General features: G+C 45.4%; 15 protein-coding genes. 7 read left to right on the top strand and 8 right to left on the bottom strand.

The window, feature by feature from the left end:
• Window positions 1-295: 295 nt before the first annotated feature.
• Window positions 296-1,015: a YceI family protein gene (locus AB4Z30_RS01585; protein WP_441922601.1), complete on the bottom strand. Its 720-nt coding sequence runs from the start codon at window positions 1,013-1,015 to the stop codon at window positions 296-298.
• 193 nt (window positions 1,016-1,208) lie between these two features.
• Here AB4Z30_RS01585 and AB4Z30_RS01580 point away from each other — a divergent pair, with 193 nt between their 5' ends.
• Together AB4Z30_RS01580 and AB4Z30_RS01575 are read left to right on the top strand one after the other, a co-directional pair.
• Complete coding sequence (locus AB4Z30_RS01580; protein WP_441922599.1) at window positions 1,209-1,895, top strand: response regulator transcription factor; 687 nt, start codon at window positions 1,209-1,211, stop codon at window positions 1,893-1,895.
• The gene (locus tag AB4Z30_RS01575; protein WP_441922597.1) at window positions 1,880-3,358 is read left to right on the top strand and encodes a HAMP domain-containing sensor histidine kinase; all 1,479 of its coding nucleotides are present in this window, start codon (window positions 1,880-1,882) and stop codon (window positions 3,356-3,358) included. The genes AB4Z30_RS01580 and AB4Z30_RS01575 overlap by 16 nt, the downstream gene beginning before the upstream one ends.
• 175 nt (window positions 3,359-3,533) lie before the next feature.
• Here AB4Z30_RS01575 and AB4Z30_RS01570 read toward each other — a convergent pair whose 3' ends face one another.
• Entirely contained in the window at window positions 3,534-4,346 is an 813-nt protein-coding gene (locus tag AB4Z30_RS01570) for an AAA family ATPase (protein ID WP_441922595.1), read from the bottom strand.
• 359 nt (window positions 4,347-4,705) lie between these two features.
• Between AB4Z30_RS01570 and AB4Z30_RS01565 the strand changes: the two genes are divergently transcribed.
• Together AB4Z30_RS01565 and AB4Z30_RS01560 are read left to right on the top strand one after the other, a co-directional pair.
• On the top strand, window positions 4,706-4,858 hold the full coding sequence (locus AB4Z30_RS01565; RefSeq protein ID WP_090917035.1) for a DUF1540 domain-containing protein: 153 nt from the start codon (window positions 4,706-4,708) through the stop codon (window positions 4,856-4,858).
• 193 nt (window positions 4,859-5,051) lie between these two features.
• On the top strand, window positions 5,052-6,509 hold the full coding sequence (locus AB4Z30_RS01560; protein WP_441922593.1) for a 4-hydroxyphenylacetate 3-hydroxylase family protein: 1,458 nt from the start codon (window positions 5,052-5,054) through the stop codon (window positions 6,507-6,509).
• A gap of 60 nt (window positions 6,510-6,569) precedes the next feature.
• Here AB4Z30_RS01560 and AB4Z30_RS01555 read toward each other — a convergent pair whose 3' ends face one another.
• The 4 genes from AB4Z30_RS01555 to AB4Z30_RS01540 form a co-directional block, all read right to left on the bottom strand.
• Entirely contained in the window at window positions 6,570-6,812 is a 243-nt protein-coding gene (locus AB4Z30_RS01555; RefSeq protein WP_441922591.1) for a hypothetical protein, read from the bottom strand.
• Between the two features lie 78 nt (window positions 6,813-6,890).
• Window positions 6,891-7,136 (bottom strand): hypothetical protein, encoded by a 246-nt coding sequence (locus AB4Z30_RS01550; RefSeq protein WP_441922589.1) that lies wholly within the window; start codon window positions 7,134-7,136, stop codon window positions 6,891-6,893.
• A 47-nt stretch (window positions 7,137-7,183) separates the two neighbouring features.
• Window positions 7,184-7,990 (bottom strand): hypothetical protein, encoded by an 807-nt coding sequence (locus tag AB4Z30_RS01545; RefSeq protein ID WP_441922587.1) that lies wholly within the window; start codon window positions 7,988-7,990, stop codon window positions 7,184-7,186.
• Between the two features lie 5 nt (window positions 7,991-7,995).
• Window positions 7,996-8,448 carry a flavodoxin gene (locus AB4Z30_RS01540; RefSeq protein ID WP_441922585.1) on the bottom strand — a complete coding sequence of 151 codons (453 nt, stop codon included), beginning with the start codon at window positions 8,446-8,448 and terminating at the stop codon, window positions 7,996-7,998.
• Window positions 8,449-8,705: 257 nt separating this feature from the next.
• Here AB4Z30_RS01540 and AB4Z30_RS01535 point away from each other — a divergent pair, with 257 nt between their 5' ends.
• The 3 genes from AB4Z30_RS01535 (at window position 8,706) to AB4Z30_RS01525 (ending at window position 10,819) form a co-directional block, all read left to right on the top strand.
• On the top strand, window positions 8,706-9,569 hold the full coding sequence (locus AB4Z30_RS01535) for a class I SAM-dependent methyltransferase (protein ID WP_441922583.1): 864 nt from the start codon (window positions 8,706-8,708) through the stop codon (window positions 9,567-9,569).
• Window positions 9,569-10,303, top strand: coding sequence for an RluA family pseudouridine synthase (locus AB4Z30_RS01530; protein WP_441922581.1), 735 nt, complete (start codon window positions 9,569-9,571; stop codon window positions 10,301-10,303). Before AB4Z30_RS01535 ends, AB4Z30_RS01530 begins: the two co-directional genes overlap by 1 nt.
• A 159-nt stretch (window positions 10,304-10,462) precedes the next feature.
• Window positions 10,463-10,819, top strand: coding sequence for an MGMT family protein (locus AB4Z30_RS01525; protein WP_441922579.1), 357 nt, complete (start codon window positions 10,463-10,465; stop codon window positions 10,817-10,819).
• A gap of 142 nt (window positions 10,820-10,961) precedes the next feature.
• Here AB4Z30_RS01525 and AB4Z30_RS01520 read toward each other — a convergent pair whose 3' ends face one another.
• Both AB4Z30_RS01520 and AB4Z30_RS01515 read right to left on the bottom strand, forming a co-directional pair.
• Window positions 10,962-12,479 (bottom strand): DHA2 family efflux MFS transporter permease subunit, encoded by a 1,518-nt coding sequence (locus tag AB4Z30_RS01520; protein WP_441922577.1) that lies wholly within the window; start codon window positions 12,477-12,479, stop codon window positions 10,962-10,964.
• The gene (locus tag AB4Z30_RS01515) at window positions 12,476-12,922 is read right to left on the bottom strand and encodes a MarR family winged helix-turn-helix transcriptional regulator (protein ID WP_441922575.1); all 447 of its coding nucleotides are present in this window, start codon (window positions 12,920-12,922) and stop codon (window positions 12,476-12,478) included. The genes AB4Z30_RS01520 and AB4Z30_RS01515 overlap by 4 nt, the downstream gene beginning before the upstream one ends.
• Window positions 12,923-13,127 lie beyond the last annotated feature (205 nt).

Raw genomic sequence — 13,127 nt, 5'->3', positions numbered from 1 at the left:
GCTTGGATCAATGAATGTCATGAATCTACCCCATTGTAAGCGCTTCACGGTACTTTACAACACGGCATTATCCAAAGGAAACAGCTGTTTTTTTAACAATGTCTATTTTTCTAGCCATTGTCCTGCCTAGCGTAATCCTTATTTTCCAGCCTTAGGGAGATGAGCAGGCCTAATTTTTTTTCAGCGAACCCTATCAAAAGCAAAAAATCTGTTTGCCCGCCTGGAGGCGGAACACAACAGATTTAATGGCTTACTATGTTTTTCATCATTTAATAAAATCGTATAGATTTATCTATTATTTCGCCAGCTTCAATTCAAGACGAACCTGGATATCATTTTCAGTTGAAAGCACAACCGAGTGTGGGTTTTTCATGCCAAAATCTTCGAATGTAACCATCGTTGTTCCGGACAGCAGCACTTCATTATTTTGATAAGCCGCTTTGGCGTCAAACGTAACTTCCTTTTCGATACCTCTTACGGTAAGTGTGCCTTTCATTTTCAAATCAGCCGTCTGTCCTTCTGTCCATTCGGAAGGCATACCTTCAATTGATGTGGCTTTAAATGTTGCTTGTGGAAATTGAGCCATATCGAAAAAGTCTGCACTTTTCACATGCTCATCCCGTTGCCCATTACCAGAATCGATGCCGTTTACCTCGATTGTTCCTTCTGCTTTCGACTGAGCCGGGTCATCCACGTTAATCGTCCATTTCCCGCTAACCTGCTCGTCCACAAAATTCACGGTTTCCTGTGAAGTGGTTACTGAGAAATATACTTTCGAGCCCTGACTGATATTCCAGTCCCCGTTCAGCTGGTCTGCTCCAACCTTTTTATTTTCAACTGCTTTTACCGTACCGCTATCTGCAGCCGTGGTGGATGAAGCCGCATTAGCCGGAAGAACCTGCTCAATCTCGACATTGTTTCCCAAGTAACTATTTGCAAAGTAATAACCGCCCCCACCAATAATGGCTACTGCTGCTACCCCTGTAATAATCCACGTTTTCGCTTTTTTATTCATCTCTATGTTTCCTCCAGTATAGTATGGTTTGTTGTTTCTCTTGATTTGGATTTTAACAGCCCAATGTGTCAGGAAGAAGTCAAGATGAAATTCTTTTTCATTTTTTTTCAAAACGTGAAAACAGGATTGGCTTTATGCCCTACCTCATGTAAAATCAGTACACAAGCTTGTCTGTGAAAGGAGAACACCCGGTTTGAAATCTGTACTTATCGTTGAGGATGAGCAGGCAATCGCACGTGTTTTGGCTGCTTATCTGAGAAAAGCTGAATTTGAAGTTCATCATGCAGCGGATGGTCAGGCTGCTTTAGCCCTTTTCGATTCCGTAAATCCTTCCATTGTATTACTGGACGTGATGCTTCCCGGGATGGACGGGTGGGATCTGCTGCGAATTTTTCGGGAAAAGAGTGCTTGTCCCGTCATTATGTTAACCGCACTGGACGATATCACCGATCGACTCCATGGTCTGAATGCCGGTGCTGATGATTATATGAGCAAACCGTTTGTACCCGAGGAGGTGGTCGCACGTGTGAATGCTGTACTGCGGCGGAACCCACACTGGACTTCCGGAGGACAGGACAAGCGTTCTTTTGGCAATATGGTTATCGACCTTGCGGCTAAACAAGTTCTTCTGAATGGTGCAGAGGTTGCACTCACACCACGCGACCTGTCTCTTCTTATTTTTCTATCCGAACATCCCAACCGCACTTTCACCAGAGATCATCTGATTGAACAAGTGTGGGGACTCGACTATGAAGGCAGTGATCGTGCTGTAGATCTATCCATCAAACGACTGCGTCAGGCACTCTCCCATTGGACAACAGACACAGGGGAAATCCGAACGTTGCGAGGAATGGGGTATCAATTTTGGATCGCCAACTGACATCAATTAAACCGAAGCGAACGACATCTATTTTGTCACATTGGACACTGCGTTACTTCCTGATTCTATGTATTGGCTTCTCCGTGATTGCAGCCGGTGCGCTGTACTGGATACGAACAACATCGATTGAAAAAAGTCTAAAAACCGCTGAGCTACTCGGTTGGGAGATTGCTGATCGAGTAACCGTGAAGAACCACAAAATTCAGGTTCCACCTGATTTGAATACCATTGTAAGCAGCCGGGAAAAGCTGTTTAATACCGATCAGTATTTTTGTGTCATGGTGCTGGACAATAACAATAAGCTGGTTTTTTCTCAACCGAAAATGGTGCAAGAAGATGTCTATTACCGGCTGTCCGATGACTTTCTTGAACCACGTAACAGCAAGTATGCTGGTGTAACGGTAGATATTGCTGACGGGAATCAAACGATTGGCAAAGTATGGGTCATGCAGTCCAAACAATCCATTACGTTCGGTCCAGAAACAATCTGGCTTGTCGCATTGATTTTTGGAGGCCTTATTCTCTGCGGCTGGTTCACAATTTATCTGCTGTCCAGCAAACTATCGAAACCGATTCGGCAAGTGGCTTATGCAGCAGAACAGATTCGCGGCGGGAATTACGATGTAAACCTGGATATTAAAACACGTGAACGGGAAATGAACGAACTTGTAGGTTCTTTTGGGGATATGGCAACCCGTCTGCGTCAACTCGAAGAATGGCGTGCACTTTCTCTTGCGGGCGTAAGTCATGAGCTCAAAACACCTGTCACATCGATTAAAGGATTGGTTATGGCTGTGCGAGACGATGTTGTCAGTCCGCAGGAAGGCAAAGAGTTTCTGGATATCGCTCTGAAAGAATCAGAACGCATGGAACGGATGATTGCTGATCTGCTCGATTATAATGCTATGACCTCTGGAAGTGTTGCCGTTCGGAAGGAACGTACCGATCTGAAACTGCTTGTTGGTGAGATCATTTACCAATGGAAAATTGCCTATGAAGAACATATTCCAGAGGTTCAGCTTCATGCGCCATCAGATTCACTATACGTGTTGGGTGATGCACTCCGTATTCAGCAGATTATTGTAAACTTGCTTAATAATGGACTGCATGCCACAACGCCTGGCCAACAAGCCATATTCCACATGCATTTACGTGTAGAGGAAGACATGTTACATGTCGATGTGCAGGACAACGGCACGGGAATTTCTATCGAGGATCAGCGTAACATCTTCGAACGTTTCTATCGGGGAGAGCTGAAAAAACGACGTAATCGCGGCTTGGGTCTCGGTTTAACATACAGCCGTCTTCTTGCACAGGAGCAAGGTGGTACATTAACCCTCGTATCCAGCAGTCCCGAAGGAAGCACGTTTAGATTAAGTCTGCCACGCTGGGTATCTCAGCAAGAAGTGCTTATTCCCGAGAAAACCTACCGCTCACCAGTCAAAGCGAAGTCAGCACTGTAACTAGAATAGCCCGGCATTCCTTGCTATAAGGAGTGTCGGGGTTTACTCTAATCATTTGTTAAAAGGTAAAGTCATACAGGATTACAAGAGGTTACACAGAATTCAGAAATACTCCCCGCCTTGTCTCCCTTTCATACTTCCCTTCCCCTCGCCGCAACTTTACCTACCTTTACGTCTATCCTTGCATCACTCGAGGTCTGTATTCCTCGTATGCATCAGAGATCAGTTGCTTGTGCAATGCACTACTGCCAATAATGGCTTTGCGCTTTGCTTTTAACACAATTTGCTCCACATCTGCATAGCTGCAGCCAGCAAGACGTTCACAGATATAATCCTCCAGCCTGCTCTCCTGCTCAAAAGAGCCCACAAGTTTGCTAATGTACAGCCTGCGGCTACCTTCATCGGGCATCGTGTAGGTCATCTTGGTATCAAAGCGGCGCCATATCGCATGATCAAGCTGTGTCTCCAGATTCGTGGCAGCCACCAGAATGCTATCTCCTTCAAATTCATCCATACATTGCAACAGGGTATTCACTACCCTTGCCATTTCTTTTACCTCATCATTACTTTCTCGTGTCCGGCCGATTGCATCAAATTCATCCAAAAACAGGACGCATGGATTAAGTCGAGCATATTCGAACAGTTTGCGTACATTACTGCCTGTTTCCCCCAGATGACTGTGAATGAGTGCATCCAGCCTTACCATTACAAGCGGCAGCTCGAGTCTCTGGGCCAGATATGATGCGGTTAACGTTTTCCCTGTACCCGGAGGGCCAAACATCACCACTTTATTCGGAATGGATACATCATGCTCTCTGAACTTTTCCTTCATGTCCAGGATGGTAATGAACTCCTCAACAATGCGTTCATTTTCAGCTGAGAAGACAATATGTTGTGCTTTTCGTTTACATTCCTTCGGCGTGTAGAATGCCGCCATATCGATTCCTTTTGCACGAGGGATTCGGTTTGCGTGATTCATTTTACTCATGTGTATATGTGCTCCTTCAAGAAACATAGTCATTCGTATCCATATTTATTGTTAAAGATTTTGTTGTTGCTGACTGCTTGCCATTTAATCGTAATTTTTACTATTAAACAATAACATACAGATGCCACTTTGCAAAGATCAAACTCCTGATCAGCATCAGTATGTCTCCTGAGCCGCCATTCAGTTGCATGGGAAAGCAAAATTTGCTATTCTGAAAGTGCATCGTTGTGTATAACACAAAAAAGCCCTCCAAATTCATGAGAGCGTGAAAATTGTCCCAGATTCTACAAGCGGCAACTTGGGAATCCGGATCTTTATACCAACGAATGTAAATCCAACTAAAAGTGAGGTTAACAATCATGGCAAAAGACGTATTGTGTGAAGTAAACTCCTGTCGTCACTGGGCTCAAGAAAACAAATGTAATGCATCTTCCATCTACATCGTGAGCCACGCTTCCAAAGAAGCAAGCGAGTCTGCTGAAACAGACTGCAAAACGTTTGAAGTTAAATAAATCGATTTACTGCATTCCAAGGAGCCCATTCGGGTTCCTTTTTCTTTGTTTATTGTAGCAAGAATGATAATTATTATCAAGCCCTTGATGCAAATTTTTCACTCCATGGTCCGTAGCACATCAGACAACAACTTCACGTAGTATAGGATAGAAATAAATGTGCTCATGAACCATGACCAAGAGGTGAAGAACTATGCCCGCTAAAACCGGCATGCAGTATTGTGAACGAATTAACGCTCAGACCGTACCCTGTTGGTATAAAGGAGAACTGCTTACTGTTAAACGCTCGGAGCACATCGCCTTCTCCGGTTTGATGAAAACTCAAATGAATATGTACGACCTGCAATATGATCCACAGCTTACAGAACTTATGACGTATCCCTCTCCTAGCGATGGAAAGCCTGTAGGCATGTCCTTCCTGCCTCCAACCAGCATCAACGATCTCCACAAACGCCGTGAAGCGATGACGATATGGGCTCAGGCTCATCATGGTTTTCTGGGACGCTCACCTGATTACATGAACACAGCGATTATGGCGTTTTTTACCGCTGCCGACTTGTTAAACGACCTGTCCCCTCAGTATGCTGAGAATCTGAGAAATTACTATGCCTATTGTCGAGACCATGACATTACGTTATCCCACGCCTTTATTCAGCCACATGCGAGTAAAATTTCAGGACAAATGGATGCTACTGAAGATGCCATTGCTGCCAAGGTTGTCGATCGGACTAATGAAGGACTCATTATCAACGGGGCGTTTATGATGGCAACACAAGCCGCTACTTCAGATGAAATTTTCGTCTATCCATCCCCTTCGCCTGCACCTTTCGATGATGAAAATCCATTTGCTTTCTCGTTTGCCGTTCCTAATGATCTACCTGGTATCACTTTGATCTGCCGAGATACGTATGCAGCCGAATCCAACTACAATTACCCTTTAAGCTCCAGATATGAGGAGATGGACAATATCGTCATCTTTGACCATGTACTTGTTCCACATGACCGTATTTTTTTTGCGGGTAACGAGCAGATGTCTTCGACTCTTTTCAGCGGCAGTAACTTCCATATCCATGCAGGGCATCAGGTGTTAAGCCGTTATATTGCCAAAACTGAATTTATGCTCGGCACGATTCAACTTTTAACCGATACACTGGACCTGAAAAACGAAACCCATGTTGTGGAGAAGACAGCACGCGCGCTCGCAAGTCTCGAATCGTTAAAAGCGCTCGCACTTGCTGCGGAATCAGGTGCTGTACCAGACGGTAGGGGATATATTGTTCCAGCCTCTAAACCGCTGATGGCAGCCAATCTTCTTTATCCGAAGCTTTATCCCGAGCTGATCGAGATTTTGCAGTTGCTCAGTTCCAGCGGCATGATCATGGTTCCTCAGGAAGAGGACTTTCAGTCCGGTCCAACTGAGTCGTTGAACGTTTACCTCAAGGGCTCAGACATGGAATCCAAACAACGTAATGCATTGTTCCGTTTGGTCTGGGAGCTTGGAGCCGGGTCTTTCGGGGGCAGACAAACGCAGTTCGAACGATTTTTCTTCGGCAATACCATCACTGTCTCAAATCGCTTATACTCAGCCAGCTTAGGGGATGACTCACAGAGGGAACGCGTTCGTCAGTTCCTCGGGCATTCTGCACGGTAATATGTTTACAAACAACTCAGTGAGCACATCGGGCAACGACGCTGTCATACTCGTTGCCCTTCACACCAAATGGTCATATACCGTCATGAGTTCAGACGCTGGTCTACCTTCCCCCACACTCGGTAAGCCACACTGATCTCCGTAACCGATATGAAATACGCCTAGCACCCTCTCGCTCGAGGTTAGTCCCATCAAGTTCATAAATACCGGATGCTGCTGATAATCATTCATCTTCCAGACGGCATGTAACCCTTGTTCAGCAGCCAAAATGCAAAACCGCTTGCTCCATGCCTTCGCAGGCAAGACATGATCCTCTGGAGTATTGGTGGGAGCAACCACGACCAGGTGAGCCGGAATTGCTTCTGTATACTGATATGCTGCCTAGGTTCCGTGAGAATCCGCAAGATGAGGCGGGTAGCTCTGTCTGACAGCTTCCATGTAAAGTTGTCGCCCCTCACCGGAGAACAGCATAAAACGCCAGGGTGCTGGACTCAGAACATATAATGATGGATCAGCTTCATCCAGCAGCTTTCTTATGACAGATTGAGGTACAGGCATGGAGCTAAATTCATACGTTCCGACCCTTCTTTTTCCATGGCTAGTATCTTGCCTGAATACAGTCGTCACCTGTGTTCCCTCCTCCGAAATAGGTTCTGTTGCACTTCCTTGAAATGTTACATTAACCACGATTTTTGAGACTTTGTCCCTTCTGCTCTCCAGCGATCTACTTCTTCATGTACACGAATTTTGTCACTTGATGTAAAACGCTCTGATACCTGCTTTTCACTTTTGGGCATGCTGTCTCGAACCAGATGGATATAATCCATGGAACGCTGCAATGATTGGCGGCCTGGAATGTACCTGATCTTTCGTCCTTCCAGGAGGCAGTAAATTTCAATCATGCCGGGCAACTTGCCAAATGCTTCCCAGCAGAACACGCTGACCATATGTTGGAAAGCTTCCACAACGTTGGCATCATGAACCACCATGTATTTCTGAATCAGTAATTTGTCCCAACCTTCTGGCTGCCAAGCTGCCTGAAAGATGATTGACAAAGACATCTCTAGTGAAGGTACTTCTGTTTTCCATTGTTCAAACAATATAGCAGGGTGCTTCAAATCATCGTTTGCGGTAATAGCTAATGACAGTTCATCGATCAATTTATGTTTTACATCCCAATAATGCAGAACCGAATCAAAACCGTCAGTCTTTCTTGGCCACCATTTTTCAAGTACATACTGAATCGGGATTTCTTTGCGTACATCAGGGTCTACACTGTAAAAATGATTAATGGCATGACTCACCGCATATTGTACACGATGTCTCCATTGCAGTACCGGGCGCTGCTCAGCAGAAGGTTCAGGGCGGATGAACCGGTTCGGGCTGCGCAGCATCTCCTCCAGCTTATAGTCTTCAAGCAACCGTTCAGGAAGCTGATTCCCCCCCTGAGTCGTTGCACCACAGGTATCACGCTGCAACATTTCGATCAGGATACCTGTGCATCCGCAGTCACAAAACGTCTGCCGAAATCACGGCACGTTTCTTTCTCCTGCTCCAACGGACTGTATTCAATTTTCAACATCTCTGGTGATACTTCCGCCCCGCGCTCCTTCAGCTTCTCCGCTGTAAGATCAACTGCCCCGCAAAATTGTTCGTAGGATGTATCACCGCTACCGAAAACCGCAGCTCTCTTTCCGCTCAGATCAAGCTCATCCAGTTCTTCATAAAAGTCCAGGAATTCATCTGGCAATTCGCCATCTCCCCATGTATAAACACCGATCATGAATCCTTCATAATTTAAAACATCCACAGCATTGAAGTCAGTAACAGACTTCAGATCAACCTCATGTCCGCATTGTGTAATGCCTTCCACAATGAGTTCTGCTATCTCCTCCGTATTCCCTGTCATACTGGCGTAAGCCACTAACCATTTAGCCATCTATTGTCCCTCACTTTGGTTTCGTTATGTTCATCGGAGTTGCCTGAAAACTTCTCCGGATCGAGTAAAGATTACAATATCAAAATCATAAGTGATAATGATTATCATTGTCAAATTTATTTTTAATGATTTCTCTTTTTATTTTATGTCGAAATTCGTCTGTATACGGTTCGTTTACCGGGAGATCAACTGGCGTAGAGCCCCTTTTTTGTTGTACAATAGTATCCAAATGAATTTTGAAGGATGGATAAACCACTATGTACGTAGCTAAGAACTGGAAAGACTATGAAGTGATCGATACTGGAGGCGGCGAGAAGCTGGAGCGTTGGGGAGATGTTATCCTGCGCAGACCCGATCCACAGATTATCTGGCCGCTTGAAAAAGAAACTCATGAATGGCGTGAAGCTCACGGTCACTACCATCGCAGCTCTTCCGGCGGCGGAAGCTGGGATATGAAAAAACCGATTCCTGAACGCTGGACGATTGGATACGAAAACCTGAAATTCCACATCAAACCGACCAGCTTTAAACATACAGGACTGTTTCCTGAACAAGCTGCCAACTGGAGCTGGATGATGGATAAAATTTCGAATGCAGGACGCCCTATCTCGGTCCTCAACCTGTTCGCCTACACAGGCGGAGCAACCGTAGCAGCGGCATATGCTGGTGCTTCCGTTGTACATTGTGATGCAGCCAAAGGTATGGTTCAATGGGCAAAAGAAAATGTGCAACTATCCGGACTTGCTGATCGGCCAGTTCGTTTCATCACCGATGATGTGTTCAAATTTGTACAGCGCGAACAACGCCGCGGCAACAAATACGATGCGATTATTATGGACCCTCCTTCCTATGGACGTGGCCCGAATGGCGAGACATGGAAACTGGAGGAGAATCTCTATCCTTTCCTGAAATCCTGTATGACTATTCTTTCGGACAACCCGTTGTTTATGCTGGTGAATTCGTATACCACAGGTATCTCTTCAACGGTATTACGAAACATGCTGACGATGACCATGTCTGCCAAATACGGTGGAGAGATTACTGCCGGAGAGATCGGGTTGCCGATTACACGCAGCGGTATGGATCTGCCTTGCGGTATTTTGGGCCGCTGGGAGTCCTAATGATGTCCATTGATGTGCCAAAAGGTGGAGACATCGAAATTCTGTTTGAGGATAACCATCTGCTGGGCATTACGAAGCCAGTAAATGTCCCTACTCAGGAAGACGCATCTGGTGATCCGGATCTGCTCTCCTTACTTAAGCAGGATCTGAAAGAACGTTATAACAAACCCGGCAATGTGTACCTAGGATTGGTACATCGACTGGATCGCCCCGTTGGGGGAGCCATGATCTTTGCTAAAACTTCAAAAGCGGCTTCACGTTTGTCCGAAACGGTGCGTGGACGTCACTTTCGTAAAATCTATGCGGCTGTTGTTCATGGTAAGTTGCCAGCACGTCAGGGCACGCTTAAGCACACGCTGCTGAAAGACAGTAAAACGAACACCGTAACTGCTGTACCCAAAGGTACACCTGGCGGTAAAGACGCCGTTCTAGACTACCAGGTCATCGGAGAAACTGATCGTTACAGCCTTGTGCATATTGAGCTTCATACAGGTCGGTCTCATCAGATACGTGTGCAGATGAAAGAAGCCGGCTGTCCACTATTCGGAGATCAGAAATATGGTGCTAAAATAAACAAACCGGGGCAACAGATCGCGTTATGGTCTGTCATCGCAGCTCTTCCCCACCCTATTACCAAAGAGGAAATTGTGCTCCAGTCTCTCCCTGCACGAGAATTCCCATGGGCTGAATGGCCTCTGGATTTATACGAGAAAGCTTTCACTTGGAAGATCTAAACTGCATATTTAGATCGGATTAAACTACAAGCAGGACCTACCTGTACCTGTAATGTGTCGTTCGGATGCTACATCCCGGGCGGCACTTTTTTATCGGAAAATCATATAACATCTCTTCCAGCTGGTTTAAATTTTTTTTCAGAGACAGGAGCCGATATTATGACCCCGTTCACAAAACAGGTTGTCGCTATCATTGCTGCGATCCCTGAGGGAAAGGTAATGACGTATGGACAGATTGCAGCCTGCGCTGGAAGCCCAAGGGCGGCGAGACAAGTCGTTCGTATTCTGCACTCCATGAGCCGGAAGGAACGCTTACCCTGGCATCGGGTCGTCAATGCCAAAGGACAAATTGCCATAATCGATGAGGAATCACGCATGATGCAGGAAACCGAGCTTGTCAGTGAAGGTGTGGAATTCCAGCTGGGTGGGAGCATTGATCTCCAACGTTTCGGACACGTACCTGATCCAGAATTGCTGCTGCATGATTTAACTTCAATCAAAGATGAAAATGATTGACAGTATATTCTTTCGTGTGCTTAGTGATATGTCATATGTAAAATAAAAAAAGAGAACTCTCGGTGCCGTAGAAGATATGCCCTACTGGCAGTTCGAGAGTTCTCTTTCTCTTATTAATTTGTTACAGATTTCAAGTCTGATTTTAAGCAGTTGCTACTTTTTTAGCCTTTTCTTTATCCGCGTTTACCGGCTCGGTAGCCGGCTTCGTTTTCTGGATGAAGAACGCCATGATCAGCGCTGCAATCGTCATATAAGTTGCCACCGTAAAGGCATAGTTAACACCATAGATCGTTGCATCTGCGGTAGCAGCCATCATCGCTGTTTTGTTGTTCGGGTCAACTGTACCCGTAGCCAACGTTTCTGCCAGATGTGTCTTAAGCTTGCTGCTCATGATCGTTACAAGAATCGCTGTACCAATCGCACCAGCCACGGTACGCAATGTGTTCGACATCGCTGTACCATGTGCATTAAGACGTTGAGGCAATTGATTCAGACCTGCGGTCTGGATTGGCATCATCAACATCGACATCCCGAACATACGAGCGGTGTAGATGAACATCATATATCCATATGTCGTGTCAATTGACAAACGGCTAAGCCCCCATGTGGTAACCGCTGTAATAGCCAGACCTGTAACCGAGAGCCAACGTGCCCCAACTTTATCAAAGATGCGGCCTGTAATTGGGGACATAATGCCCATGAGAATGGCACCTGGCATCATAAGCAAGCCGGAGTCAATCGGCGAGAACTGACGAATATTTTGCAAAAAGATTGGAAGCAAGATCATGCCTGCAAACATCGCCATCGTAACAAGCATGTTAATGATCGTTGTTAAGGTATACATGTTGTATTTGAAAATACGGAACTCCAAAAGCGGATGATCTGTCGTTAACTGACGAATAACGAACAGAATCAGGGAAATGACACCAACGACAAGGCAGCTGATGACAACAGCACTTCCCCATCCATCTGTACCCGCATCACTAAAACCATACAGCAAACTACCAAATCCGAGTGTGGATAGAATTACGCCAACAGAGTCCAGTTTCGGCTTGGATTGACGTGTTACGTTTTTGACAAAAGCAATACCGATCGCTGTTGCGATCACGGAGAATGGCAAAATGATGTAAAACAACAATCTCCAGGAATAGTGCTCAACGATATAACCCGACAACGTAGGCCCAATCGCTGGTGCCAGGATCATCGCTATCCCCATCGTACCCATCGCCTGTCCACGCTTCTCTATCGGGAAGATCGTCAGAAATACAACGGTCATCAGCGGCATCAAAATACCGGCACCTGCCGCTTGAATAACACGACCGACCATAAGAATCGAGAAGTTCGGACTAAGTCCGCAGACTAGTGTACCGATCGTAAATAATGTCATTGCGGTTATGAAAATTTGTCGTGTCGAAAATTTGGCAATCAAGTATGCCGTAACCGGGATTAATACCCCGTTGACAAGCATATAACCCGTAGTAAGCCACTGGGCTTTGTTCGGCCCGATGCCGAGGTCATCCATAATTTTAGGAAGAGCCACGTTCATCAGGGTCTGGTTCAAAAATGCCACAAAGGCACCAATTAACAAGGCCGCTACAATGGGGCCTTTCTTGATGTTGTCCATCGCAGAAGATGGAGCTGTAGCAGTGGTTGCGCTCATAAGTTGTTCATCTCTCTTCCTTGTAACTTTTCAATCATCAGACTATGAATGCGAAGCAGGTGCTCTAGATCTTCCTTCGAAATTTCCAGTATAGGTGATACACGCTCCATCCAGAGCTGTTGTGTCTCTTGCTGTGCCTTTTCCCCCTTGGCTGTAATCTGCAACACCACAGAGCGACGATCTGCATCAGAACGTGTCCGCACGATGTACTCGCCCTTTACGAGACGTTCTACAACAGCACTCATCGAACTGCTACCCATATGGCACAGATCAGCAATCTCATTAATACCAAGAGCTGGTCGCTCTTTAAGGACAGATAACACCATAAACTGGATCGAAGTCAGCTCGATTTCCTTGTTTTCATTCCAGAATGCCCGGAAAAGCATCTGATTCACTTGTCGAAATGAATTGATAATGTAAAATACTTCATACGTATCCGTCATTGTTTCACCCATTTACTTATGGAATATAATATTTCGTACACGAAATATCAGGGGAACAATTACTTATTATAACAAAAATATTTACATAGTCAACTCTTTACATATGATTTTAAGAAAATAATATTAAGACATATTATTTTTGATGTATAAATTATATAAGCAAGTCCAGTAACAGCTAATCAGTTTGGTTGTAGCTTTTCCCTCA

Source organism: Paenibacillus sp. 2TAF8, from assembly GCF_052114825.1.
In the GTDB taxonomy this organism is placed as follows: domain Bacteria; phylum Bacillota; class Bacilli; order Paenibacillales; family Paenibacillaceae; genus Paenibacillus.
Note: the sequence above shows the minus strand (reverse complement) of the source record. Positions and strands in the feature narration are given on the sequence as shown.

Bases quoted from the DNA above. Each gene is read 5' to 3' on its own strand.
- AB4Z30_RS01530 (WP_441922581.1), top strand. From the start codon at position 9,569: ATGATGTCCATTGATGTGCCAAAAGGTGGAGACATCGAAATTCTGTTT.
- AB4Z30_RS01545 (WP_441922587.1), bottom strand. From the start codon at position 7,990: ATGTTGCAGCGTGATACCTGTGGTGCAACGACTCAGGGGGGGAATCAG.
- AB4Z30_RS01535 (WP_441922583.1), top strand. From the start codon at position 8,706: ATGTACGTAGCTAAGAACTGGAAAGACTATGAAGTGATCGATACTGGA.
- AB4Z30_RS01560 (WP_441922593.1), top strand. From the start codon at position 5,052: ATGCCCGCTAAAACCGGCATGCAGTATTGTGAACGAATTAACGCTCAG.
- AB4Z30_RS01515 (WP_441922575.1), bottom strand. From the start codon at position 12,922: ATGACGGATACGTATGAAGTATTTTACATTATCAATTCATTTCGACAA.
- AB4Z30_RS01520 (WP_441922577.1), bottom strand. From the start codon at position 12,479: ATGAGCGCAACCACTGCTACAGCTCCATCTTCTGCGATGGACAACATC.
- AB4Z30_RS01565 (WP_090917035.1), top strand. From the start codon at position 4,706: ATGGCAAAAGACGTATTGTGTGAAGTAAACTCCTGTCGTCACTGGGCT.
- AB4Z30_RS01540 (WP_441922585.1), bottom strand. From the start codon at position 8,448: ATGGCTAAATGGTTAGTGGCTTACGCCAGTATGACAGGGAATACGGAG.
- AB4Z30_RS01570 (WP_441922595.1), bottom strand. From the start codon at position 4,346: ATGAGTAAAATGAATCACGCAAACCGAATCCCTCGTGCAAAAGGAATC.
- AB4Z30_RS01525 (WP_441922579.1), top strand. From the start codon at position 10,463: ATGACCCCGTTCACAAAACAGGTTGTCGCTATCATTGCTGCGATCCCT.
- AB4Z30_RS01585 (WP_441922601.1), bottom strand. From the start codon at position 1,015: ATGAATAAAAAAGCGAAAACGTGGATTATTACAGGGGTAGCAGCAGTA.